General features: G+C 60.4%; 20 protein-coding genes. 13 read left to right on the plus strand and 7 right to left on the minus strand.

What is annotated here, in order from left to right:
• Positions 1-334: 334 nt before the first annotated feature.
• From dhaL (HEP89_RS28025) to HEP89_RS28060, 8 genes are all read left to right on the plus strand, one after another.
• The gene (dhaL, locus tag HEP89_RS28025) at positions 335-2,071 is read left to right on the plus strand and encodes a dihydroxyacetone kinase subunit DhaL (RefSeq protein ID WP_168693635.1); all 1,737 of its coding nucleotides are present in this window, start codon (positions 335-337) and stop codon (positions 2,069-2,071) included.
• 19 nt (positions 2,072-2,090) lie between these two features.
• Complete coding sequence (dhaL, locus tag HEP89_RS28030; protein ID WP_023014445.1) at positions 2,091-2,753, plus strand: dihydroxyacetone kinase subunit DhaL; 663 nt, start codon at positions 2,091-2,093, stop codon at positions 2,751-2,753.
• The gene (locus HEP89_RS28035) at positions 2,753-4,840 is read left to right on the plus strand and encodes a bifunctional sugar-binding transcriptional regulator/dihydroxyacetone kinase subunit DhaK (RefSeq protein ID WP_168693636.1); all 2,088 of its coding nucleotides are present in this window, start codon (positions 2,753-2,755) and stop codon (positions 4,838-4,840) included. Before dhaL (HEP89_RS28030) ends, HEP89_RS28035 begins: the two co-directional genes overlap by 1 nt.
• Before the next feature lie 131 nt (positions 4,841-4,971).
• Entirely contained in the window at positions 4,972-5,952 is a 981-nt protein-coding gene (locus HEP89_RS28040; RefSeq protein ID WP_077294620.1) for an ABC transporter permease, read from the plus strand.
• An 80-nt stretch (positions 5,953-6,032) separates the two neighbouring features.
• Entirely contained in the window at positions 6,033-7,034 is a 1,002-nt protein-coding gene (locus HEP89_RS28045; RefSeq protein ID WP_023001443.1) for a substrate-binding domain-containing protein, read from the plus strand.
• 78 nt (positions 7,035-7,112) lie between these two features.
• Positions 7,113-8,717, plus strand: a complete 1,605-nt coding sequence (locus HEP89_RS28050) for a sugar ABC transporter ATP-binding protein (RefSeq protein WP_075281778.1) — start codon at positions 7,113-7,115, stop codon at positions 8,715-8,717.
• Positions 8,718-8,773: 56 nt separating this feature from the next.
• Positions 8,774-9,733: an ABC transporter permease gene (locus HEP89_RS28055; RefSeq protein WP_228148166.1), complete on the plus strand. Its 960-nt coding sequence runs from the start codon at positions 8,774-8,776 to the stop codon at positions 9,731-9,733.
• 23 nt (positions 9,734-9,756) lie between these two features.
• Complete coding sequence (locus HEP89_RS28060) at positions 9,757-10,701, plus strand: sugar kinase (RefSeq protein ID WP_168693637.1); 945 nt, start codon at positions 9,757-9,759, stop codon at positions 10,699-10,701.
• Positions 10,702-10,720: 19 nt separating this feature from the next.
• On the opposite strand, the gene HEP89_RS28065 is transcribed toward HEP89_RS28060, so the two are convergent.
• The 6 genes from HEP89_RS28065 to HEP89_RS28090 form a co-directional block, all read right to left on the minus strand.
• Complete coding sequence (locus HEP89_RS28065) at positions 10,721-11,701, minus strand: sugar-binding transcriptional regulator (protein WP_023014444.1); 981 nt, start codon at positions 11,699-11,701, stop codon at positions 10,721-10,723.
• Positions 11,702-11,870: 169 nt separating this feature from the next.
• Positions 11,871-12,728 carry a DeoR/GlpR family DNA-binding transcription regulator gene (locus HEP89_RS28070; protein ID WP_168693638.1) on the minus strand — a complete coding sequence of 286 codons (858 nt, stop codon included), beginning with the start codon at positions 12,726-12,728 and terminating at the stop codon, positions 11,871-11,873.
• Positions 12,729-12,829: 101 nt separating this feature from the next.
• The gene (locus HEP89_RS28075; RefSeq protein WP_023001437.1) at positions 12,830-13,777 is read right to left on the minus strand and encodes a D-ribose ABC transporter substrate-binding protein; all 948 of its coding nucleotides are present in this window, start codon (positions 13,775-13,777) and stop codon (positions 12,830-12,832) included.
• Between the two features lie 98 nt (positions 13,778-13,875).
• Entirely contained in the window at positions 13,876-14,925 is a 1,050-nt protein-coding gene (locus HEP89_RS28080; protein ID WP_075281775.1) for an ABC transporter permease, read from the minus strand.
• Positions 14,926-14,938: 13 nt separating this feature from the next.
• Positions 14,939-16,480 carry a sugar ABC transporter ATP-binding protein gene (locus tag HEP89_RS28085; protein WP_023001435.1) on the minus strand — a complete coding sequence of 514 codons (1,542 nt, stop codon included), beginning with the start codon at positions 16,478-16,480 and terminating at the stop codon, positions 14,939-14,941.
• Positions 16,477-17,151 carry a DUF2291 domain-containing protein gene (locus tag HEP89_RS28090; protein ID WP_286201087.1) on the minus strand — a complete coding sequence of 225 codons (675 nt, stop codon included), beginning with the start codon at positions 17,149-17,151 and terminating at the stop codon, positions 16,477-16,479. Before HEP89_RS28090 ends, HEP89_RS28085 begins: the two co-directional genes overlap by 4 nt.
• A 540-nt stretch (positions 17,152-17,691) precedes the next feature.
• On the opposite strand from HEP89_RS28090, the gene HEP89_RS28095 reads away from it, so the two are divergent.
• From HEP89_RS28095 to HEP89_RS28110, 4 genes are all read left to right on the plus strand, one after another.
• Entirely contained in the window at positions 17,692-19,296 is a 1,605-nt protein-coding gene (locus HEP89_RS28095; protein WP_353622322.1) for an FGGY-family carbohydrate kinase, read from the plus strand.
• Position 19,297: 1 nt separating this feature from the next.
• A complete protein-coding gene (locus tag HEP89_RS28100; RefSeq protein WP_168693640.1) occupies positions 19,298-20,815 on the plus strand; it encodes a glycerol-3-phosphate dehydrogenase in 1,518 nt (505 codons plus the stop codon).
• 46 nt (positions 20,816-20,861) lie between these two features.
• Positions 20,862-21,794, plus strand: a complete 933-nt coding sequence (locus HEP89_RS28105; RefSeq protein WP_055660940.1) for a TIM barrel protein — start codon at positions 20,862-20,864, stop codon at positions 21,792-21,794.
• A gap of 146 nt (positions 21,795-21,940) precedes the next feature.
• Positions 21,941-22,876: a sugar-binding transcriptional regulator gene (locus HEP89_RS28110; RefSeq protein ID WP_055661105.1), complete on the plus strand. Its 936-nt coding sequence runs from the start codon at positions 21,941-21,943 to the stop codon at positions 22,874-22,876.
• Between the two features lie 26 nt (positions 22,877-22,902).
• Here HEP89_RS28110 and tkt read toward each other — a convergent pair whose 3' ends face one another.
• The gene (gene tkt, locus HEP89_RS28115) at positions 22,903-24,918 is read right to left on the minus strand and encodes a transketolase (RefSeq protein WP_168693641.1); all 2,016 of its coding nucleotides are present in this window, start codon (positions 24,916-24,918) and stop codon (positions 22,903-22,905) included.
• A 143-nt stretch (positions 24,919-25,061) separates the two neighbouring features.
• Between tkt and HEP89_RS28120 the strand changes: the two genes are divergently transcribed.
• Positions 25,062-25,826: a DeoR/GlpR family DNA-binding transcription regulator gene (locus HEP89_RS28120; RefSeq protein ID WP_031269510.1), complete on the plus strand. Its 765-nt coding sequence runs from the start codon at positions 25,062-25,064 to the stop codon at positions 25,824-25,826.
• The last annotated feature ends 3 nt before the right edge of the window (positions 25,827-25,829 follow it).

The following is a 25,829-nucleotide window of genomic DNA, read 5'->3' on the forward strand; positions in this document are numbered from 1 at the left end:
ATACCGAAACCTTAGGTAGTGGGAACGCAGTTCCGGTCCTGGCCGGGATTGCGGCTGCAATGCTGTAGAGTCGCTGACGGACAGCGTTTCGACATGGAAAATGTCATTTTTTGATATTATTCGACTCTTGCTTGACAAATGACAAAATACGGATGAAGCATAGAGCCCATCAAGACCGGACCTGCACGTTCAGGGCGGCTCAGGGAGGAGCTAATCAGCGTCACTCTTGTCTCGGAAACTTCGGTTGGCCGAGCGCGGACCTTTGTTCAAAGGCGTCTCGCGCATGGCTTCCGGGGCTGAGCCCTTCTGTGACGTTTTTTCAAGCGGAAAGAGAATGCAGAGATTTATCAACGACCCAGACAACCTCGTGGACGAGACCGTTGCCGGCTTCGTGAGGGCGCATAGCGACCTTGTCCGGCTGGATCCGGAAAACGACCGTGTTGTCGTGTCCACCACAGCGCCGCGGCCAGGTCGTGTGGGTATCGTCACTGGTGGTGGATCGGGTCACGAGCCGGCCTTTATCGGCTATACCGGCCGGAACCTTGTCGACGCCACCGCTGTTGGCGAGCTGTTCTCCTCACCGACCGCCAAGAGCTTTGCCGATGCGATCCGCGCCGCCGATGGCGGCAAGGGTGTTGCCGTCCTTTATGGCAATTATGCCGGCGACAACATGAACGTGAAAATGGCCAAGGAAATGGTGGCTCCCGACGGCATCGAGGTCGTTACGGTGGTTGCCAACGACGACGTCTGCTCTGCGCCGCTTGCCGAGCGGGAAAAGCGCCGGGGTGTCGCCGGAGAAATCTTCATGTGGAAGATCGGCGGAGCGAAGGCTGCGCTCGGCGGATCATTGACGGAAGTGCAGGCGGCCGCGCAAAAGGCAATCGATGCCTGCCGGTCCGTTGGTGTGGGTCTCGGGCCCTGCACCTTGCCCGCTGTGGGTCATCCCAATTTTTCGATCGAAGCCGGTACGATGGAAGTCGGCATAGGTCACCACGGCGAACCCGGAGTTCGTGTCGAAAAGCTCGCTTCTGCCGATGCCGTGGCCGACGACATGCTGAAGATCGTTCTCGATGATCACGGACTTGAGGACGGAGCGGAAGTCGCCGTGCTTGTTTCAGGTCTCGGTGCCACGCCCGTGAACGAGCTTTATGTCCTCTACAACCGCATCGAGACACGTCTCCAGGCGCAGGGCATTCGTGTGCACAAGGCGTTTGTCGGCAACTACTTCACCTCCCTGGAAATGATTGGTGCGACCTTGACGGTCATGGCGCTCGACAGTGAGCTGAAAGAGCTGCTGGACATGGCCGCCGAGGCACCGGGCATGTCGACCGGGAAGGTCGAAGCACCGGAAGTTACCGAAGGCGCTCAGACCCACAGGTCACGGGGAAGCCGAAAAGAAGCGCGGTCCACCGTCGCAAAGGATGTCACCATAGAAGGACCTTCTGTGCCTGTTGCGGGATCTCAGGAGATCGTGGCGGAAATTGCCGAGGTGATCGTCGCGAACAAGGCCTATCTTTCCGAAATCGACGGTCTGATCGGGGACGGTGATCACGGGATCAACATGGCCAAGGGGTTTGGTCGTGCCGCGGAGCGTATTTCCGGCAAGTCCCTTTCACTTGATGAGGCAATGAGCGTTCTGTCCGATGTCCTGATGAGCGAGATCGGCGGATCCATGGGGCCATTGTACGGCTTCATGTTCCAGGAAATGGCAACGACCGTTCAGGGGCGCCCCGCCATCGATGCCGTCGGGTTCTCGGCCGTTCTCAATGCCGCGCTTGAAGGCGTCCGCCGGACCGGTTCGGCAAAGGTCGGCGACAAGACACTGATCGACACGCTTGTTCCGGCGGTCGAAGCCTTTGACGGTGCGAAATCGCAAGGGTTCGTTGCTGCCCTTGCCGCCATGCGCAAGGCCGCAGAACAGGGACGTGACAGCACGATCGATCTGGTCGCGAAGATCGGACGTGCCAGCCGTCTGGGCGAACGATCGCGCGGTGTGCTGGACGCAGGCGCGACATCCTGCTGCCTTATCCTGGTGGCACTGGCCGACTCACTTGAAAAGAGGCTGGGCTAAACGGAGCAGCAGACGAACCATGACAAACCTCAACGCAACGCAAATGACCGAATTGCTCCGCATCGTCTCGATGCGGATCGACGAAGCAAGTGCCGAACTTGGCGCCCTGGATGGCGCCATCGGTGATGCCGACCATGGGAACACCATGGCACGCGGATTTGCCGCGGTCGTTACCGCATGCGTTGAGGCTGCAAACCAGGACGTGAAGGCCGGTGCCCTGTTGCCGATTGCAGGACGCTCGTTCCTGAATGCCGTCGGTGCAACGACCGGCCCGCTCTATGCCAGCGCCTTCCTTCGGGCTGGTCAGGCCTTTGATGCGCAGCAGGATATTCCGGTCGATCGTCTCCCGGAGATGGTTGTCTGCTTCTGCGACGGGATTGCACAACGGGGCAAGGCGACCCCTGGCGACAAGACCATGCTGGACGCCTGGGGGCCGGCTGCGCGTGCCGTAACAGAAGCACAACAGAACGGGGCAGGCCCGGTTGCTTGCCTCGATGCCGCGCTGGAGGCGGCGAGCGAAGGGCGAGAAGCCACGCGCGCCATGGTCGCCTCCGTCGGCCGGGCCGCAAGACTGGGTGAAAGATCCCTCGGGCATGTCGACCCGGGAGCCGCCTCCGCAGTCATCATCATTGCCGCATTGCGCGAGGGTCTCGCGAACCTCCTGCAAGGGGAGGCAAGCTGATGGTGAAGCGTTCCGGCGGGAAATCCGACAAGGCCGTCCTGAGTGAAATGCCGATGCGGTTCGGCGACGATCCGCTGCTGTGGGCTGCCTGGCTCTATTACGAAGACGGCATGACCCAGGCGGATATCGCCAACCTCATGGGGCTTTCCCGGGCGTCGGTGAATACCTATCTGGCCGATGCGCGCACGCGGGGGCTGGTCAATATCGAGATCGAACCGGATCGCTTCCGTTCGGTCATGATCGCAAAGGCCATGAAGGACCGCTTCAACCTGCAGGATTGCCTGGTCATCCCCAGCGAAGGCGGTGATCGCTCTCTGTTCGAACGGCTTGGCGCTGCAGGTGCGCAGGTGCTCAAGAGGCTGGTGCGCGCCGGCGATACGATTGCAGTGGCCTGGGGCCGGTCTGTTCTGTCCCTTGCCGAGGAAATGCACCATCCGGGCCTTGCCGACATTCGCGTTGTTCAGGCGTCCGGCAGCACGACGGCGCGTATACCCTGGACCCCGGAGGCTTGCGCCGCGCGCCTTGCCGAAGCGCTCGGGGCTCGTTGGGTGCCCCTGTCGGCACCTGCCATCGTATCCTCGCCGGAAATGCGCGAACGGCTGCTGGCCGAAACCGTCTTGTCCGAGCAGATGGTCGTTCTTTCGGAAGCCAATCGCATCGTGATGGGCATTTCGTCGATGCGCCCGGAAAGCACAATTCACACAAGCGGCTTTCTCGACGGGGTCGACCAGCAAGCGCATTATCAGGACGCGGTCGGCAGCGTCAGCGGGCGCTTCATCTCGGCACGTGGGGAACCGGTCATCGGTCCGGTCAACGATCGGACGATCGGCCTTGATCTTGCAGCGTTGCGGGCAATCCCGCAGCGCATTGCCGTTGCCGGCGGCATTGAAAAGGTTTCGGCGATCCTTGCTGCGCTGCGTGGCGGATACGTCAACGTGCTGATCACCGATGCGGCCAGTGCAAGAGGTGTGCTCACGGCGGATGGCTGGCAGGAGCCGAAGCGGCGTTCGCAAGTCCCGGCCCCTGTTGTCGACGGGGCTGCACCGCGCGTCCATCACGGCGGCGACAAGAAACTGATCAACGAAGCACGGGACATTGTCGACGAGAGTATCGACGGTCTTCTGCTGGCGCATGAACCCTTGCTTGCCAAGGTGCCGGGGACCCATCGTGCCGTGATGGTGCGGCACGGGCCGAGGTCCGGCAAGGTCGGCATCGTCATAGGGGGCGGTTCGGGCCATGACCCCGGGTTCTGGGGTTATGTCGGCCAGGGCTGCGCTGATGCTGCCGTCATGGGCAACATCTTTGCCGCGCCGCCGCCTGATCCGATTCTGGCTGCGAGCCGTGCAGTTCATGGCGATGCCGGGCTTCTTTATATCTACGGAAACTTCTCCGGTGACGTCATGAACTTCGACATGGCTGCCGAAATGGCGGCCGCGGAGGGAATTCGTGTTCGTCAGGTTGTGACGACAGACGACATCGCCTCGTCACCACCGGATGCCCGCGGGTCGCGCCGGGGTGTTGCCGGCAACGTCTTCGTTTTCAAGATCGCGGGGGCTGCGGCAGATCTCAATGCCTCGCTCGAGGCCTGCGAAATCGTTGCGCGGCGCGCGGCCGACTGTACCTACACGATGGGTCTGGCCCTGGAGCCGGTAAGGCTGCCCGATACCCGTCAGCCGAGTTACGAGGTCGGTCCGGACGAGATGGAGATCGGGGTCGGCATCCACGGTGAACCCGGTGTGATGCGGCAGAAGATCGTCAAGGCGGATGATGCCGCGGATCTGCTTCTGGACCGCATTCTGAGCGAGATGGCACCGGTGCGCGGCGATCGCGTGGCGCTGCTCATCAACTCGCTCGGCGGCACCCAGACGATGGAACTCTACATTCTGGCACGCCGTGTTCGCCAGCGTCTGAAGGCGCATGGCATCGGCGTTCACCGCACCTTCGTCGGACCGTATTTCACCTCGCTGGACATGAAGGGAGTGTCGCTCTCGCTGATGAAGCTGGACGACGAGCTTATCACCCTTCTCGACCATCCCTGCCACACTCCTGCACTGACGGAACTCGGTGAGCAGAAGGGTGGAAAATGACGAAAAGACAATGGGTTAAAGGTGAATTGTCAAACCTTGAATCAGAGTGATTGACATTTGTCAGATACCCTTGTCTAAATACAATTAACGATCCGGAGTGCAAACGCTCCGGCCCCTGGGAGGAAAGATTGTTGCCTAGAGCTGACCGACAGACGGTGTTTTTGGCGCTGATCAATGTGATCGTGCTGGTCACCGGTGCCCTGCTTGCAGGTGCCAATTTTATCGACAGCTATAACCTGCAGATCATGGCTGCCCAGGTACCGGAGCTCGGCCTGCTGGCGCTTGGCGTGACCCTGGCCATGATCTCCGGGAACGGCGGTATTGATCTTTCCGGTATCGCCCTGGCCAATCTTTCCGGCATCGTTTCGTTTCTGGTCGTTCGTGCACTTGTCGTGCCGGGTGACGATCCGCTGCTGTTCTCCTGGACGTTCGCCGGCGTTGCAATTGCGGTCGGTCTCGTCGGTGGTCTTCTGAATGGAATAGTCATCGCCTTTGCCGGTCTGACGCCGCTGATCGCGACACTCGGCACCCAGCTGCTGTTCACCGGTGTCGCCGTCTGGCTGACCAACGGATCGGCACTCAGCCTCGGATATATTCCGCCGCTCGACAGCTTTGGAAACCTGCCCGTTCTCGGCGTTCCCCTGTGCTTCACGCTGTTTGTCGTGGTGGCCGCGCTGATTGCCTATGTCCTGCGCTATACGCCCTTCGGTGTGAAGCTGATGCTGCTCGGGTCGAATGCGAAGGCCGCTCACTATGGCGGTATTCCGGCCCGCCGCATGATCGTGATCACCTATACGATCTGCGGAATTCTGGCCTCTATCGCGGGTGTCGTCATCGCTTCACGCAATCTGTCCGTCAAATGGGATTACGGCAGCTCCTATGTCCTCATCGCGATCCTGATTGCGGTTTTGGGTGGCGTGAAGCCGGAAGGCGGATACGGCAAGGTGCTGTGCGTTCTTCTTGCGGCAACGGCGCTGCAGATCCTGTCGAGCCTGTTCAACTTTCTCGGAATCTCGAACTTCTTCCGCGACCTTGCCTGGGGTGTCCTTCTGCTCGCCCTGCTGGCCTCGGCTCGCGTGAACTTCAGCATCTGGTTGCCATCAAGGCAATGAACGGATGCGCCGCGGGCCTGAGGGCATCCCGGGCGGCGCAAGAATGAACAGCCCTTTTAAAAAACCGTGGAGGAAAGACTATGAAATCAGTCAAGAAACTGGCTGGAAGCGCGCTCGTCCTGAGCACTATACTTGCCGGCCCGGCTTTGGCTGCAGACGAGCAGACCATCACGACGGTCGTGAAGGTTACCGGCGAAAACTGGTTCATCCGCATGAACGAAGGCGTCGATGCCTTCAATGCGGACAAGGAGGCTATCGACGCCACCCAGATCGGCCCGGCACAGGCCGATGCCGCTCAGCAGGCGCGCATCATCGAGGATCTGGTTGCCAAGGGCGTATCCGCGATCGCGGTAGTGCCGATGGATCCGTCCGCACTGGAAGGCGTGCTGCGCCGTGCACAAGGCCGTGGCATCAAGGTCATCGCCCATGAAGGTGACAGCATCGTCAACGCGGATGCCGACATCGAAGCTTTCGACAACGCGGCGTTCGGCACCAAGATCAACGAAGGTCTGGCTGAATGCATGGGCGGTGAAGGCAAGTGGACGACCTTCGTCGGCTCGCTCGGCAGCCTGACGCACAACCAGTGGGTTGATGCCGGTGCGGCCAACGCGGAAGCAAAGTATCCGGGCATGGAACTGGTTGCTGCGAAAAACGAATCCTTCAACGACGCCAACAAGGCGTATGAGAAGGCCAAGGAAATCCTGCGCGCCTATCCGGACATCAAGGGTTTCCAGGGTTCCTCCGCAATCGACGTCATCGGCATCGGCCGTGCGATCGAGGAAGCTGGCCGGTCTGATCAGACCTGCGTCTTCGGCCTGGGTCTGCCCAAGGACACCGGACCTTACCTGGAGACCGGCGCTGTCGACCGGATCTACTTCTGGGATCCGAAGGATGCCGGCTACGTGATGAACGTCGTTTCGGAAAAGATCCTCAACGGCGAAGAAATCACCGATGGCGCTGACCTCGGCGTGCAGGGCTACAACTCGGTCAAGGTGAGCCAGGGTCCGGGCAAGGGCATCATCATTCAGGGTCAGGCCTGGGTTGATGTCGGCAAGGAAAACTACGGCGAATACCCGTTCTGATCCTCTGACACACGACTGCAAAACAGGGGGCGCGGGAACACCGCGTCCCCGAACCTATCGAATTCACAGGACGTCACCATGCAGCCCCAGCCCGCTCAGTCTCAAAAGACAGGCACGGCGCCTTTTCTAGAGATCCGCAATGTGCGCAAGTCGTTCGGCGGCGTGCAGGCGCTGAAGGATGTCAGCGTCACGCTTCATGCCGGACAGATCTACCATCTCATGGGTGAAAACGGCTGCGGCAAGTCCACGTTGATTAAGATCATCTCTGGCGCCCAACCGGCGACATCGGGACAGATCTTCATCGATGGCGTGCAGACCGAAGGCGAGGTCGCAGGCGATCTCGGTGCCATCGGTGCCCTGCGTGCGGGCATCGAGACCGTCTATCAGGACCTTTCCCTACTCCCCAATCTGTCGGTTGCCGAAAATGTCGCCCTCACAGGTCAGCTCGTGGAGGCAGACGGCAGTCTCGCCCGGAGGCTGAAGTTGGGCGCGCTTTACGAAACTGCGGCCAAGGCTCTTGAGCAGGTTCATCTGCCGACGGACCGTGCCTTCCTGACGCGCAGAATTGACACGCTTCCTCTTGCAACCCGGCAGCTGGTCGCGATTGCTCGCGCCATTGCCGCAGAGGCACGGCTCGTCATCATGGATGAGCCGACCACTTCGCTCACTCGGCAGGAAGTGAACTACCTGCTTTCCGTCGTCCGGAAGCTTTTGGACAAGGGCGTGACGGTCCTGTTTGTGACGCACAAGCTCGACGAGGTGAAGTCGCTTGGTGGACACGCCATCATCATGCGTGACGGTCAGAAGGTTGCCGAGCGCGACGTGACCACCACCAACAAGGCCGAAATCGGTCATCTGATGACCGGTCGCGAGATTTCCGAGGCCCGGTATCGGACCGAACCGAAAATCGGCGACACACTGCTTCAGGTCGAAGGACTGAGCCAGGGACGTGCCTTCAAGAACCTCTCGTTCACGGTGCGCAAGGGGGAAATTCTGGGTGTGACCGGCCTTCTGGATTCCGGCCGCAACGAGCTGGCCCTTGCGCTGTCCGGTGTCGTCCCGGCAGAGCGCGGCACGATCCGTCTGGACGGCCGGTCGGTTGCCCTGCGCTCACCGGCCGAAGCCATCAGGGAAGGCGTCGGCTATGTTCCCGAAGACCGCCTGACTGAAGGCCTGTTCCTGGAGAAATCCATTCAGGACAACGTCACGTTGCCCGTGCTGAACAGGCTTCGCAATTTCTTCGGAATGATCAGCCAGCGCAAGGCGCGCAAGCTCTCCGAAGACCAGATCACTGATCTTCAGGTGGTCGCGCCCGATGTCACGGTGCCGGTGCAGTCGCTTTCGGGCGGTAACCAGCAACGGGTTCTGATCGGACGCTGGCTCACCATCGAACCACGCCTTCTGGTACTGCACGGCCCGACTGTCGGCGTCGATGTCGGCTCGAAGGACACGATCTTCCGCATCATTCAGCGTCTGGCGGACGACGGCATGGCTGTCGTGATCATTTCCGATGACCTTCCCGAGCTGCTGCAGAACTGCGACCGCATTCTCGTCATGCGACAGGGGGGGATCGTCGCAGATTATGCGGCCGAAGAGGTCGATGAAGACGGGATCTACCAGACAATGGCTGCAGGCCCGGCGACGGAAGCGCCGGCGAACATGGACGAGGAAGCCGCACAGTGACCGACATGACCCTTACCAACAGCAGACCCGGCGTGTTCAAGCGCATCTGGGATCTGATGGGCCGCAGACCGGAGCTGTTCACGCTTGCACTCGTCATCCTGACGGTGATCGGCGTTGCGATTGCCAATCCGGACTTTCTGGCGGTCAACAACCTCTTCGACATTCTGCGAGCCTCGGTGGTCCGCGGCATCTTTGCGATGGGCGTGCTTGCCGTTCTTGCCGCCGGCGGGATCGATGTATCGTTTACCGCGATAGCAGCCTTCGTCATGTACGCGCTGACCATGCTGGTCACGAATGTGTTTCCGGGCATGCCGATCTGGGTGATCCTGCCGCTGGCGGCCGCCGGAGGGGCTGCTTTCGGCGTGGTCAACGGGCTTCTGGTCCATGCGCTGCGCACGCCTTCGCTGATCGTCACCATTGGCACCCAGTACTTCATTCGCAGTTTCCTGCTGACTTTCATCGGAACGGCCCTGTTCATGAATATTCCGGCCGCAATGGATGGCTTCGGGAAAGCCTCGCTGATCACGTGGCATGGCACCAATGGTGTCATCTCGACCCTGCCGGCAACAGTGCTGGTGCTGGTGGCCGCGGCTTTTGCGACCTGGTTCATCCTCGAAAGAACGCTCATGGGACGGGCGATCTTTGCAGCTGGCGGCAATCCGGGCATTGCCGAGCGCCTCGGGTTCAATCTGTTCTATGTCAGGTTGTTCGTCTTCGGCTGGGCCGGCCTTCTGGCTGGTGTCGCTGGTATCGTGCATGTCGCTTCGAACCGGCTTGCCAACCCGTTCGACCTTGCAGGCATGGAACTGGAAATCATCGCGGCAGTGGTGCTCGGCGGCGCCAAGATCACCGGCGGTTCGGGAACCGTGGTCGGCACACTGCTCGGCGTCGTCCTGATCACGCTGGTCAGCAACGTTCTTGTCTTCATCGGTATCCCCAGCACGCTTCAGCTCGCCATCATCGGCGCCTTCATCCTGCTGGCGGGCACGATCTTCGCATTGCGCAACCGCGCCTGAAACATACTTTCCCGGGAGGAAAAATGAGCCACGATGCTGCTGTCATAGGCCTTTACATTCTTGACGTTCTCGGTCGGCCAGTCGATGCGATCCCCGAGGGCGGCAACGTCGAGTTCATCGACGAAATTCGGTTGACCGTTGCCGGTACCGCGGGCGGTACTGTGATCGATCTGGCGAAACTCGGACTGAACTGTCTGGCCGTGGGAGCCGTAGGCGACGATGAAAAGGCCGACTTCGTGCTGTCGACGCTCAACCGGTTCAAGGTCGACACCAGCCTGATGCAGCGGCTCGAGGGCGTACCGACTTCGGCAACCATCCTGAACGTGCGCCGCAACGGTGACCGTCCGGCCCTGCACCAGCGCGGCGCGTCCGATCATTTCGATGTCCCCGCCGACATGCTTGATGCCGTGCTGGCGCCGTCAATCATTCACCTGGGTGGAACCGGACTGCTGGCCAAACTGGACGGCGAGCCGAGCGCGAGACTTCTGGCGGAAGCCAAGAAACGTGGCCGCACGGTCACCTTCGATTTGCTGGGAGCCAACGAAAACACAATCGACCTGCTCCTGCCGCTGCTTCCTCATGTCGATTATTTCATGCCGTCGATCGAAGAAGCCCGTCTGATTTCCGGTGCAGGCGACATCCGGGAAGCAGGACGTTTTTTCCTGGATCGCGGCGTCAAGCAGTGTGTCTTCACGCTTGGTGGTGACGGTGTCTGCTTCATGGATCACCAGGGTGAGTTTGTCCGCCAGCCAGCGTTCGAAATTTCCGTCGTGGATACGACCGGCTGCGGCGACGCCTTCGATGCCGGGTTCATCACGGCCCTTCATCACAAGATGGATCTGAAGACTGCGCTGAACTTTGCGCAGGCCTCGGCGGCGCTTGTGGCGACGGGGCTCGGGTCTGACGCGGGCATCAAGAGCTTCGAGGACACCGTCAACTTCATGAATTCGGCAAAGGTTCTTGCCTGACCGACGGTACGCGCGGGCCTCAGCCCTTGAGGAGAGCCCGCGCCGTTTCCAGGTCGGTGACAAAATGGGTTGCATAGCCACCCTTCAGCGTTGCGCGAATTGCCTCGAGCTTTGACAATCCGCCTGCCACGCAAAGCCGGCGTGGAATGGCGCGCAGCTCATCGAGTTCGATCCCCATCATGCGCTTGTCGAATTCCCGCGTGATCTGATTGCCCTCCTCATCAAGGAACCGGCAGATCAGAACGGCTTTCGCGCCGTCTTCACCGTAAGCGTCGATTTCCTCGTCCGTCGCGATGTCGGCAAAGCGGATGGTGCTTTCCGGACCAAGGCCACCGAGCCCGAAAACGATCGTACGGGCTTGCCGGATCATGTCGAACTGGCGTTCGAGGGCAGGTTCACGTCGCAGCGCCTGGCACAGGTCTGCGCTCGACAGAACAGCCGGTGCATTCAGATTCATGCTGATCGCACCAAGCTTACGGGCCATGATTGCGGTGCAGAGTTCGGCGGAAAAGTCGCGCTTGCTGGTAGCGGCTCCTGTCACCTGAACCACCGTGACCCCGTCGACGTCGCTCATGGGTTTCAACGCGTCGGCAACCGCAAGAACAGTCTTGCCCCAGGAAACACAGAGGATCTCACCGGGGTCGATCATCCGCTCCAGCTGGCGCGCACCGGCTGCACCAAGGGTCAATAGCCGTGTCTGGGCATCCGCGCCGGGTTGATGCTGCACCACCAGCGTTTCGCTGAGGCCAAAGCGTTCGCATATCTCCCGTGAGAGATCGGAACGTGCCATGACGCCCGCATCCATGGCGATGCGAACGACACCCCGCTCTCGTGCTTCTTGAAGATAGTTCACGATGGTCGCGCGCGAGACACCGATGATGCCGGCAATGTCGCTCTGGTTGAGCGATTCTTCGTAATAGAGCCAGGCTGCCCAGACGACGACATCGTCAAACTCCGCAGGTACGCGGCGATTGACCTCTCGAGACGGTTCCATTGTCATGACCGCTCCCCCCTTTGTTGCCGATCTGAATTGCACGATTTCGGCCGATAGTCCAATCCGCCGATTAGTGAATCTGACTTTTGGCAACATTAAGTAACATTTGTCATTTCGTTGCAACAAAAGACGACAATGTCACGATTGTCTGGAGACAAGAATTGTCGAGAGGATCTCAGGCAAGTCGGACGTCGATTTTTCTGGACAGCATTCGGTCGACAAGCAGCGGGGGAACGGCGGAATTCACGACAACCGCGTCGTAGTCATGAAGATCGTTGCCACCGTAAAAGGCCTTCTTGTCGAACATCCCATGGCTGGCAACCAGGATGTTCCTTTTGGCCTTTTCCTGCATCGCATTCCGAAAGGCCAGGTCTTCTTCGGTGTCGTAGAAGGTCTTTTCCTCGAAGATCGCATCCGCAGAGACAATCGCCGCATCCGCATCGATGTCTTTGATTTCCCGGATCGTTTGCGGACCATGGAAACAGCCAGACCAGGATTTGAAAGTCCCGCCGAGCCCGATGAGAGAAATATCGGGAAGTTCGCGGAAATCGTTCATCAGATCGAGGGAGTTGGTCACGATTGTGAGCGGCACCTTGCTGGCGAGGTACCTGGCTGCGTGCCTCAGGATCGGGGAACCTGCGAGAAAAACGGTCTGGCCGGGCTGGATCAGATCCGCAGCGGCCGCTGCGATCGCCTGATAGTCTCCGGCGTCAGTTGCCGCGGTATCAGCCGGTTCAGCTAAACCAGCAGCGCTGGTTCTGGAGGTGATCACACCGCGGGACTTCGAGACAAGCCCGTCCTCGACCAGCGTGTCGATATCGCGATGGACCGTCATCAGGCTGATGCCGAAGCGTTTCGAAATCTCGTCGATGCGCGCACTCTGGCGGCTGTTGACGTAGTCGGCGATCAAACGCCTGCGCGCAATCTGGCGCGCCTGTCGGCTGTCGGTGGGAAGGTGGGGCCGGTTTCCGGGGGAACTGGTGTTGTCCGATGCCACGCTGTGTCGCTTCTGCTGCTGCTCGATCAGCTTCACTTAACGTCAAAGTCTGAATTTGGCAAAGTGGCAGCGTTGCGGTCCGGTTGCCCGGAAAAAAGCGGAGGCACCTTGCGATGCCTCCGTCAGGTGGGGAGGTATTATTGGGTCAGGGTGAAGGCTGCCGTGACCTTGTCGACGTTGTCGGCCGTGATCAGCACGCAATCGAAGAGCTGCTTTTCGCTTTCCGCGCCGGTGGAGCCGGTCTTGATGTACTTGTCGGCCTGGCGGATTGCTTCAGCGGAGAAGACAGCAACCGGCTGCAGTACTGTGTACTGAAGTTCGCCAGCACGGATGGCAGCAACAGCGTCCGGCGAACCGTCAAAGCCGCCGACCTTCACCTGGTCAAGCTTGCCGGCTTCCTTCAAGGCGGCGATGGCGCCGAGAGCCATTTCATCGTTGCCGGAAATGACGCCGATGATGTCCGGATTGGCCTGAAGCATGGACTGCATCTTCTGATAGCCTTGGGTACGGTCCCAGTTGGCGACTTCCTGTGCTGCCTTTTCCAGATCCGGGTACTGGGTCAGCACGGTTTCGAAACCGTTGGAACGGGTTGCTGCGTTGTTGTCGGAGGGCGCACCGAAAAGCTCGACGTATTTGCCCTCTTCACCAACGGCTTCCACCCACTGCTGCGCACCGATTGCAGCGCCTTGGGCGTTGTTGGAAACGAGCTGTGCCTGGGCAAGGCCTTCCTGGTTGATTTCAGCGTTGATGAGGAACACCGGAATGCCGGCGGCCACGGCCTTCTTCACCGCGCCGACAGAACCGTCTGCATTGGCCGGGTCGAGAATGATTGCCTTGGACTGGTTGGTGATCGCGGTGTCGATCAGGGTGCTTTCGGTGTTGGTGTCACCCTTATGGGCGCTGACCTGGGCCTCGTAACCGAGCTCTTCCGCAGTCGCCTTTGCCACATGGCCTTCGGTGTACCAGTAGGGGTTGGCCGGATCGTTGACGATGATCGAGATCAGGCCGTCGGCAAGAGCCGGGCTTGCAATCATCGGCAGGACGGCGGCAGCGGCAAGCAGGGTCCGTCTGGTAAATTTCAACATCGAGTATTCCTCCCTTAGCGTGAATGGGGGTCGCCAATTGGCGGGTATTCCCGCTCCCTAAGTCCTCCGGGAGCGGCGAAATCTGTTCGAAGCAGTGGCTATTTCTTCCGCGCGCTGCCGTATTGGATGGAGTTCATCAGGACGGCGAGCACGATCACGGCACCGGTGAAGACGGTCTGCCAGTAGGACGAGACGCCGATGATCACGAGGCCGTCGGACAGGAAGCCGATGACGAAGGCACCCAGCATGGTGCCTCGGACGGTGCCTCGGCCACCGGTCAGGGCTGCACCGCCGATCACCACAGCAGCAATTGCGGTCAGCTCGTAGGTCGTTCCCGCGGTCGGGCCAGCGGATGTCAGCTGGGACGAGAGAACTAGACCTGCGATGGCCGCAAGAATGCCGGAGAGCGTATAGACCGCAACTTGCACCTTCTTGACAGGAACGCCGGAAAGATCGGCCGCGTGGGCATTGCCGCCGGAAGCGTAGAGCCAGCGACCGAAGGCGGAACGGCTGAGCATCAGGCCGGCAACGATCGCAAGTGCCGCCAGCACCAGAACACTGATCGGCACGCCGAACAGACGGTTGAAACCAAGCCAGTCGAAACCGGTGTTTCCAAGCGAAGGATCGCCTGACAGGTTGTTGTAGGTGAGGCCGTTGGTCATCAACAGGGCGATGCCGCGGGCGACATACATGACGCCGAGCGTTGCCACGAAAGCCGGAACGCGGAACCAGGCGATCAGGATCCCGTTGACCGCGCCAACCAGCGCCCCGACGACACAAGTAATGACGACCACCGCCCAGACCGGCGGATAGACGATGACGCCGAAGGCATCCAGAACGATGCCCTGCATCTGGAAGCCGGCAATGACACCGGACAGGGCCAGAATGGAGCCGACCGAAAGGTCGATGCCGCCGTTCAGGATCACCAGCAGCATGCCGATGGCCAGAATGCCGTAGATCGCCACATGCGAGGACATGATCAGGAAGTTCCCGACCGTGAAATAATGCGGCGACAGGAACGAGAAAACGGCAATGATCGCGATAAGGGCGAAGAAAGCGCGGCCTTCGAGAAGCAGCCGTCCTATATTGTGCTCGCGGGACTGGCGGTTCTTGGCGACCGGTTGCGTGTTGGCGCTCGTAACGCTCATGATCTGATCTCCGTCAGGCGACCACGGCTTCGCCGGAGGCGGCCATGATCTTTTCCTTGCTGATGGTTGAATCGAATTCCGCCGAGATCCGGCCCCGGTGCATGACGATGATGCGGTGGGCGATGGACAGGCATTCGCCGACTTCCGAGGTCGAGTAGATGACAGCCAGACCTTCGCGGGCACGTTCGGCCAGGAGCCGGAACACTTCCGCCTTGGCGCCGATATCGATGCCGCGGCTTGGCTCGTCGAGCATGATCACCTTCGGCTCGGTGGCCAGGATCTTGCCGATCACGACCTTCTGCTGGTTGCCGCCAGACAACGAGCCAATCGCCGCGTCCGGTCCGGAGGTCTTGACCGTGACCTTGCGGATGCTGGTTTCGATGAGATCGGATTCCAGCTTTCTGGACGTGAAGATGCCGCGCGTGAAATCCATGATGGAGGCAAGCGACAGGTTCTGCCCGACCGTCATTGTCTGGACGAGGCCGTCCTTCTGCCGGTCCTCGGGAACAAGCGCGAGACCGTTGGCAATTCTCTGGCCGATCGAGAGTGGCGAGACATTGCCGCCGTTCAGGAGGATGTCTCCCGTCTCCTGCTTCAACCGCCCGGCGACGGTTTCCAGAAGTTCGGTGCGTCCGGCGCCCATCAATCCGTAGATGCAGACGATCTCGCCGGCTTTCACGTCAAGCGACAGGTCGTCGACCACGTTGTAATCCGCGCCTGACGGGTCGGCGACGGTCAGATTGCGAATGGAAAGGGCGGTTTCGCCAAACTCGTAACCGGTCGGTGGTGAGCCGAGATCATAGTTCTCGCCCACCATGTTGCGGACGATCCATTCCAGATCGATGTCGCTGCGTGGCGCATAGGCGGTCATAACGCCGTCCCGCAGGACAACCGCATGATCGGTGATCTGGAGCGCTTCTTCCAGGTGATGGGAAATATAGACGATGGAAACGCCGCGGCTCGTCAGATCGCGAATGACCTTGAACAGCACTTCCACTTCCGAGGCAGAAAGGGCAGAGGTTGGCTCATCCATGATCAGGATGCGGCTGTCATATGAAAGCGCACGGGCAATTTCGACGATTTGCTGCTGGCCGAGGCGCAGATCCTCAACCGGTGTCAGCGGGTCGATATCCTCTTCCAGCTCCACCATCAGCGCTCGCGTCTGGCGTTCTTCCTCCGCGAAGTCGACCCCCATCGGCCCGCGAATTTCACGGCCCATGAAGATGTTGTCCCGCACGGAAAGGTTCGGCGCCAGGCTCAGCTCCTGGTGGATGATGGAGATGCCTCTGTCCCGGGCTTCGGTGGCCGAGGCAAAGGTGATCGGTGCGCCATCCAGGATGATTTCACCCGTCGTCGGCGTCGTGATGCCGGACAGGATGCGCATCAAGGTCGACTTGCCGGCGCCGTTTTCACCGAAAAGGGTGGTGACCTGGCCACGGTGAATGTCGAAGTTGACGCCCTTCAGAGCCTGGATCGCACCGTAGGACTTGGCGACATTACGCGCGGCGAGCACGACTTCGTCTTCAACTGCGGCAACGGGATGGATCGCGTTCATCGAACGGTGACCTCCGTCGGTGTTACCAGCCAGTTCTTGGGATTGATCAGGCGGAACGCGCCGGTGACCTGAATGGTCTTGCCGGTGAGGGCGCTCGTGTCGATGTCTTCAAGCACCACCTGCTTCATTGCCCGGTTGATGGCTGAAGCGGCGTTCTGATACTCGATCTGGTTCTTGAAATCGCCGAAGGCGATATCCCCCGGGACATCGCGAAGATCCGTGCCGTTGATGGCAGGACCTGTCTGGACGCGAACCCGGATTTCCGACGGCACACCGTCAATCGTGACGTTGTAAAGTCCCGACTTTCCTTCGCCGACGACACCTTCGAACTTCACCGGAATGATCGAGCCGGTAGACGAAGCCGTGCCGTAGGTTTCGGCCAGCTTTGCTTGGTCGGAAAGCGCCAGGGCTCCGATCTCGCTAGCTTCGACAGCCTTCTGCGCAACGAAGTCGCGAATACGCGGGAAAGTGTCCACGCCGTAGACGTCAGGTGAAAAAGCCTGTTGCCGAATGTCGCTCTCGGAGCCGACACGCACGACCTTGGTGTCCAGGACTATGGCGCCGACCACTACAGCGGCGATCGCGACCGCGATCCACTTTCCATAGCTGGGCTTCACGAATGATGCGCCGCCGACTGCTGTTTCGACCTTGGCCATATCTTCCTCCGGCATGCAATTCTCGTTCGGCCGCGACAAGGCTTGCGGCCGGCATGTTCTTCTCGTGTCAGGAGCTGGATGTGTCGGGCGCCCGTTAATCGCGCCCGTTCAGCACGTTCTTAGCGGCTATGCGCAACTGGATGCGCAAATGCCCGGTGCCGAGTGCGGCATTGATCCGCGATGCGCTTCCGGGTGACCGTCATTTCTAACGTGAAAACCATTGTTCTCCTCCCAGTCCGCGCTTGCGCGGCTTTTTCGTTTGAGGGTCCCGTTCCTGCGAACGTTGCTCCCACCCTCGCACCGGGAGAAATGCCTGCTGCATGCCTCCCAATGACAATCACCCTAGATGAAATAAATTACTTTGTCAGTAAAAAAATACATGCATATGAGATAATAGTGTTATATATAGACTGCAGAAGCTTCGTCCCGAACGGCGCATGCAGGGCTGTGCAAACAGTCAGGATCTGCGAGAGTCCGGTCAGTTGAAGCTTTCTGGGAGGAATGAAATGCAAGCCGAAATAGCGGCTCTTCAGCATGGCTTGGGCGGTGGACGCCATCATGCATAAGGGCGACATTCTTATCGGAATCGACTCCGGCACGTCCGTGGTGAAAGCGGTGGCGTTCGACCTTTCAGGCACCCAGATTGCGGTGGCTTCGGTCACGAATGCCTATGACACCGGCGCCGGAGGTGCCGCGACCCAGTGCATGAGCCGAACCTGGCAGGACTGTGTCACAGCCCTGAAACAGCTTGGTAATCTGGTCGATGGCCTGAGCGGGCGCACTGTCGCGATCGGCGTGACCGCGCAGGGAGACGGAACCTGGCTGGTGGGGCGGGACAATGTTCCGGTCGGTGACGCCTGGCTTTGGCTTGATGCCCGTGCCGCACCTACTGTCAGCCGGCTGGAAGGAAATGCGCTGAACCGGGCCCGGTTCGAGGCAACGGGAACAGGGCTGAATACCTGTCAGCAAGGCGCCCAGCTTGCACATATGGACCGGTTTGATCCGGCAAGCCTGGACCGCGCGGAAGTCGCGCTTCATTGCAAGGACTGGCTCTACCTGAACCTCACGGGCGTCCGGGCAACGGACCCGTCCGAGGCAAGTTTCACCTTCGGCAACTTCCGGACCCGGCAATATAATGATGTGGCTATCGAAGCGCTCGGCCTCAGGCACCGGCGGCATCTGCTGCCGGAGATCGTCGAGGGAACGGAAACAACCCACGGCTTGAGCGATGCGGCCGCGCAGGCGACAGGCCTTCGGACAGGGACACCGGTTTCGCTCGGCTACGTCGACATGGTGATGACGGCACTTGGCGCCGGTGTCTACACGGGCGAAGCGGATGCCGCCTGTTCGACGATTGGCTCCACCGGTGTGCACATGCATGCCAAGCCAGCCGAAGAAGTGCACCTCAATGCTGAAGGCACAGGTTATGTGATTGCGTTGCCGGTGCCGGGCATCGTCACCCAGGTGCAGACCAACATGGCGGCCACGCTCAATCTCGACTGGGTTCTCAACATTGCCGCGGACGTGATGCGCGGCATGGGACAGGATGTCTCTCACCGCGATCTGGTGTCCCACATCGAGGGCTGGCTTGCCGCCGGCAAGCCGGGCGCCATCCTCTATCACCCCTACATCTCTGAAGCCGGCGAACGTGGTCCCTTCGTCAATGCCAACGCCCGCGCCGGATTTACCGGGCTTTCCGCCGCAAATGGCTACGCGGATCTGGTGCGTGCGGTGGCGGAAGGTCTCGGTATGGCCGCCCGTGATTGCTACGCCGCAATGGGAGCACTTCCTTCCGAACTTCGGTTGACCGGAGGCGCGGCACGCTCCCCGGCACTGCGCCAGATACTGGCAGCCGCGGTGAACGCACCGGTTCGCGTCTCGGCGCGGGACGAGGCCGGAGCGGCGGGTGCCGCAATGATGGCGGCGGTTGCTACCGGCGTTTATCCGGACATGCGCAGCTGCATCAGCGAGTGGGTCACGCCCTTGCTTGGACAGGCGGAAGCACCCGATCCCGGCCTGGTCCGGTCCTACGAGACTATTTTCCCGGTCTTTGCAGGTCTTCGCAGGGATCTTGCAGGCACATGGGACCTGCTTGCGAAACTGCGCACCGAGAGCCGCGACGAGACGGAACCTGCCAGCAGTGTCACCACAGGAGCATGAAATGACGAGCAAAACGCAGACGATCGATCTTTTGGTGATTGGTGCCGGCATCAATGGCGCCGGCATTGCGCGCGACGCTGCCGGCCGGGGACTGTCCGTCTGGCTCTGCGAAAAGGACGACCTTGCGCAAGGAACGTCATCCCGGTCGGGCAAACTGGTTCACGGTGGTCTGCGGTATCTGGAATATTATGAATTCCGGCTGGTGCGCGAAGCGCTGATCGAGCGGGAAGTGCTCATGAATTCCGCCAGCCATATCATCTGGCCCATGCGCTTCGTGCTGCCACACAGCCCGGCAGACCGCCCGGCCTGGCTCGTGCGTCTCGGCTTGTTTCTCTACGATCACCTGGGAGGCCGCAAGAAGCTGCCGGGCACCCGGACGCTCGATCTGCACAGGGATCCGGAAGGTGCGCCGATCCTCGACAGTTACAAACGCGGTTTCGAATATTCCGACTGCTGGGTCGACGATGCCCGCCTTGTTGTCATCAACGCATTGGATGCCTTCGAGAAAGGGGCTCGGGTTCTCACGCGTACGGCTGTTGCCAGCGCGCGCCGCGACAACGGCGTCTGGCTGGCAACATTGCGCAACAGCGAAACCGGCGAAACGTCAACAGTTCGGGCCAGATGCATCGTCAATGCGGCAGGTCCCTGGGTATCCGATGTCATCTTGAACGTAGCCGGATCGAATTCCAGCCGGAACGTGCGGCTGGTCAAGGGAAGCCATATCGTTGTGCCGAAGTTCTGGCAGGGGCAACAGGCCTATCTGGTTCAGAACGACGACAAACGGGTGATCTTCATCAACCCCTATGAGGGCGACAAGGCCCTGATCGGAACCACGGATATCGCTTATGAAGGCCGGGCCGAGGACGTGCAGGCCGAAGAATTCGAGATCGAATACCTGATCAAGGCCGTGAACAGGTACTTCAAGGCAAAGCTGCGCCGGTCGGATGTCCTGACCTCCTTCTCGGGTGTGCGTCCATTGTTCGACGACGGCAAGGGCAATCCGTCCGCCGTAACGCGCGACTATGTGTTCGATCTCGACATGACGGACAATGTCCCGCTTTTGAATGTCTTCGGCGGCAAGATCACGACATTCCGCGAGCTTGCAGAACGCGCGATGCACAAGCTGGACCGGATCTTCCCGCAGATGGGCGGCGACTGGACGGAAACCGCCACGTTGCCTGGCGGCGAAATTCCGAATGCGGATTTCGAGAGCTTTTCGGAAACGATGCGGCAGGCCTATCCGTGGATGCCGCGCGCCCTTTTGAAACACTACGGGCGCTGCTACGGAGCAAGAACCAGCCGGATAGTCGGCTCGGCCACCGCACTGGACGGGCTTGGCAGACACTTCGGAGCGCAACTCTATGAGGCCGAGGTGCGCCATCTCGTCAATGAGGAATGGGCGCAGACCGCCGATGACATCCTGACCCGGCGGACCAAACACGGCTTGCACCTGAGCGCGGATGAAAAAGCGGCCTTCTCGAACTGGTTTAACGCCGAATACGCCGCACGCGCCGCCTGATATCCGGCTCGGACGCCTGCCATTTCCCCCGACGACTGGACACTTCATGCCCCTGACGCTTTCGCTCAACACAAACCCGCTGGTCAATCGCTACGCGGATCCCGCGGATCTGATCGAGACGGTCGCACGCGACCTGAAGATCCGCGACCTGCAGTTGACGCACGAGTTCATCAACCCCAGCTGGCCGGCGCCCCTTATCCGGAGGTTGACGCGCGAGATGTCGGCGTCACTTGCCAGGACAGGTGTGCGGGTGACCAGCGGTATGACGGGCCCCTACGGCCGTCTCAATCATTTCGGTCATCCAGATGCCGATGTGCGGCGTTATTATGTAGACTGGTTCAAGACCTTCGCCGACATCATCGGCGATCTCGGAGGCGTTTCCGTCGGCACCCAGTTCGCGATTTTCACCTACAAGGATTACGACGATCCGGTCCGGCGGGACGACCTGATCAGGATCGCCATCGATTGCTGGGCGGAGGTTGCCGAACACGCGAAGGGGGCGGGCCTGGAATATGTTTTCTGGGAGCCGATGAGCATTGGCCGGGAATTCGGTGAGACCATAGCGACCTGCCTTGCCCTTCAGGAGCGAATTTCAGCCACGCCGATGGCCATTCCGATGTGGATGATGGCCGATATCGACCACGGTGACGTGACCAGCTCAAATCCGGACGATTTCAACCCCTTTGCCTGGGCCGAAGCCGTTCCCCGGGTATCGCCGATCATTCACATCAAGCAGAGCCTTCTGGACAAGAGCGGCCATCGGCCTTTCACGGCGGAATTCAACGCCCGTGGCCAGATCCATCCGGAGCCGCTCCTGGAAGCTTTGGCGAAAGGCGGCGCCGAGGACAATGAGATCTGCCTGGAACTCAGCTTCAAGGAGCGCGAGCCAAATGACCGCCAGGTCATTCCGCAGATTGCCGAGAGTGTTGCCTTCTGGGCACCTCATATCGATACGGGCCAGCAGGATCTCAACATCTAGCTGATCGGGTCTTCGGCTATTTGCCAACGGGCTTGCGGTAGCAAGGCCCCGATATCTAAGCTATTGAAATCAGGTGACCGTCGCGGCTCGGCTGGCGGCGGCAAGCGGCATTGCGAAATATTGGGAAGGTACGCAAGGTGAGGGATATCGACCCGGAGGAATCGCTCGCGACGCGGGCTGCCTGGCTGCATTACGCCGGTGGACTGACACAGGCGGCCGTGGCAAAGCGGCTCGGGGTTGCCTCGGTCAAGGCGCACCGGCTGATCGCAAAGGCGGCTGCCGAAGGGGTGGTGAAGGTCTCCATTGATGGTGCGATCATCGAATGCGTCGAGTTGGAGGACAGCCTCTGCGACCGTTTTGGCCTCGAATTCTGTGATGTCGCACCGGATCTGGGCGAGCCCGGCATGCCGCTGCGGGCTCTGGGCCAGGCCGGTGCGGATTTCATCCGCCGGGAAATCGAGCGCAAGGAGCACAAGGTCATTGGCCTTGGCCATGGCAGGACGCTTTCCAACGCTGTTCGTCTGATGAGCCGCATGGACGCAGGCGGTGTCCAGTTCGTGTCCCTGCTCGGCGGATTGACCCGCAACTTTTCCGCCAATCCATACGACGTCATGCATCGCCTGGCCGAAAAGACGGCGGCGAGCGCCTTTGTCATGCCGGTGCCCTTCTTTGCCAATTCGTCGGAAGACCGGGAGGTGCTGCTCGCGCAGCGCGGGGTTCAGGACGTGTTCGACATGGCGAACGCAGCCGATATCAAGCTCGTCGGGATTGGCACCGTCGAGCCGCAGGCGCAGCTGGTCTCGTCCGGCATGATCGAACTCAGTGAGATCCAGGAAATCAAGGCCGGTGGCGGCGTCGGTGAAATGCTCGGCCACTTCTTCGATGCCAGTGGACGGACACTCGAAACGACCCTGACTGCCCGCACGCTTGCGGCCACGCTGGACGAACGGGCCGACAGTCAGATCATCGCGATTGCAGGTGGCCCTGAAAAGATCGAGGCCATTCGCGCCATCTTGCGCAGCGGACGCCTGCGTGGCCTCATCACCGACGAGACCACCGCGCATGCCCTGACCGGAGCGTGACCGGTCAGGATGCGCAGACGGCTTGATCAGCCGGCCAGAGACTTCGCCTTGCGGGCAATCCCCTCTTTCGTAATGCCGAATTCCTCGTAGAGACGTTCTGCCGGCGCAGAAGCTCCGAAACCACTCAGGCCGATGACATTGTCTTCACTGCCGACATAACGGGCCCAGCCAAGTTTTCCCGCGGCCTCGATGGCAATGCGCGGGGCGGTGCCGAGAACGTCGGCGCGGTAGGCGTCCGGCTGGGCGTCGAACAGTTCCCACGACGGCATCGATACGACCGCAACGGCCAATCCATCGGCTGCCAGGCCTTCCGCTGCCTCGACCGCCAGTGCGACTTCGGTTCCGGTCGCGATCAGCGTGATGTCGCGGCCTTCTCCGAACTGGCGGATGACATAGGCACCGCGTGCCGTCAGGTTTTCCTCTGTCCGCTCCAGGCGCAGTTGCGGGACAGCCTGACGGGAAAGGGCCAGAAGGCTCGGTGCATTCTTGGAGCGAATGGCACAGTCCCAGGCTTCCAGCGTTTCAACCGTGTCTGCCGGTCGGAACACCTTCAGGTTGGGGATTGCCCTCAGCGAGAGGAGATGTTCGACCGGCTGATGGGTCGGGCCGTCTTCGCCAAGACCGATGGAATCATGTGTCATGACATAGATGGAGCGCAGCCCCATCAGGGCCGAGAGGCGAATGGCGTTCCTTGCATAGTCGGAAAAGACAAGGAAAGTGCCGCCGTAGGGCAGAAAGCCACCATGCAGCGCGAGGCCGTTCATGGCTGCCGCCATGGCAAATTCACGAACTCCGTAACCGATATAACGGCCGGACGCTTCGCGCGAAAACTGGCTGTTGACCGCAGGAACGCGGGTCAAGTTCGATCCTGTCAGATCGGCTGATCCCCCGATCATTTCCGGCAGAGCCGGGGCAAGGGCTTCCAGGGCCATCTGGCTTGCCTTGCGGGTGGCCGCGGACCTGGGCTCTGAAAAGAGGCTGTCACGCGCGCTGGAGACTGCTGCCTCATAGCCTGCCGGCAAGGTGCCGCTCACGCGTCGTTCGAATTCGCGGCGCTTGTCTTCAGGCGCAGCTGCCAGCCGGTCTTCCCAGGCCTTTCGGCTGTCCTGGCCAACTGTCCCGATCTTCTTCCAGCTTTCTGCGAGTTCATCCGGAATGGTGAAAGCAGGGGCCGTCCATCCGAGAGCCTTCTTGGTCGCGTCCGCTTCGTCCTTGCCAAGTGCCGCGCCATGTACGCCGGCAGTGCCTGCCTTGTTGGGGGAGCCAAAGCCGATCACCGTTTTCAGGGCGATCATCGAGGGTTTGTCGGTGGCTGCCTTGGCGGCGGTCAGTGCGGCGTCGACTGCAGAACCGTCATGTCCGTCGCACGTTTGCACATGCCAGCCGCAGGCTGCGAAGCGGGCCGGAACATCCTCGGAAAAGGAAACGCTGGTTGGGCCGTCAATGGTGATGGAATTGTCGTCGTAGAGAACGATCAGTTTGCCAAGGCCCAGATGGCCGGCAAGGCTGATCGCTTCCTGACCAATGCCTTCCTGAAGGCAGCCGTCACCGACGATCACATAAGTATTGTGATTTACCAGATCATCACCGAACTCATCTGCAAGACGCCGTTCGGCCAAGGCCATGCCGACGGCGGTCGCAATGCCCTGGCCAAGAGGGCCGGTGGTGGTTTCGACGCCTTTGGCGTGACCATGCTCGGGATGACCTGCAGTTATCGAACCCCACTGCCGGAAATTTCGGATCTCCTCGATCGTCATGTCTTCATAGCCGCACAGGTGCAGCAGGCTGTAGAGGAGCATGGAGGCATGACCGTTTGACAGCACAAAGCGGTCCCTGTCCGGCCAGTCCGGTGTTTTCGCGTCAAACTTCAGGTGTTTGCGAAACAGCACGGTCGCTGCATCCGCGAGACCCATGGGCGCGCCCGGATGTCCGGAAGCGGCTGCCTCGACGGCATCTATGGACAACGTCCGAATACAGTTGGCGAGTTTGAAATTTTCCGGGTCCAGGGCTGCTTTCGACGATAGAAATGTGTCTGTAGTCATGAGGTCCTCCTCTGCGCTTACGGCATAGGCGTAGCGGAGGATGTCACAAAAATAAATCACAAAATCACAAAATAACTTTGATTTTGTGATTTTATGATGTTAGGTATCAAGCATCCGGTGAACGCCGGACGAGGAGGATTTGCGTGAAACGCGAAGAACGAAGACAGGCGATCATGGATCTGCTCGTGGAGCACAGGGAAGTCGATCTCGACGACCTTGCGGAGCGATTTGCCGTCTCGAAAATGACAATTCACCGGGATCTGGACGAGCTCGAACAGGCCGGCGTGCTGCGCAAGGTGCGCGGGGGTGCCACTGCGGATTCAGGAACGCAGTTCGAAAGCGACTTCCGCATCCGGGCCCGCCAGGACGCGGCCGCGAAGGAGCGGATGGCCCGTGCGGCGCTCGAGCTGATCGAGCCCGGCATGACCGTGATGATCAACGACGGTTCGATGGCCGCAGTGCTCGGCTCAATGCTGCCGGAAAAGCGGCCGCTGACGGTCATCACCAACAACGCCGCCATTCTCGATGGTTTGCGGGATGAGCCCGGCATAACCCTTTTGGGCCTCGGCGGCGTCTATTCGGCCAAGTTCAACGGCTTTTTCGGCGTCGTTACCGAAGCGGCGCTGTCGCAGTTGCGCGCGGATATCGCTTTCGTGTCGACCCCGGCCGTGGCGGACCTGAAGGCCTTTCACATGGACGACAACGTCGTTCGTTCCAAGCAAAAGATGATGGGTGCCGCGTCTCGGCGCTGCCTGCTCGTCAATCACACGCGTTTCGGACGCACCGCACTTCATACCCTTGCCGATCTGGATCGGTTCGACTGGATCATCACGGATGACCAGCCGGCCGGAGATGCGGCGAAGGAAATCGAAGCTGCGGGGCTCAAGCTGATGATCGCAAAGGACTGAGCG

The organism is Labrenzia sp. 5N (genome assembly GCF_012395805.1).
Lineage (GTDB): Bacteria > Pseudomonadota > Alphaproteobacteria > Rhizobiales > Stappiaceae > Roseibium > Roseibium algicola.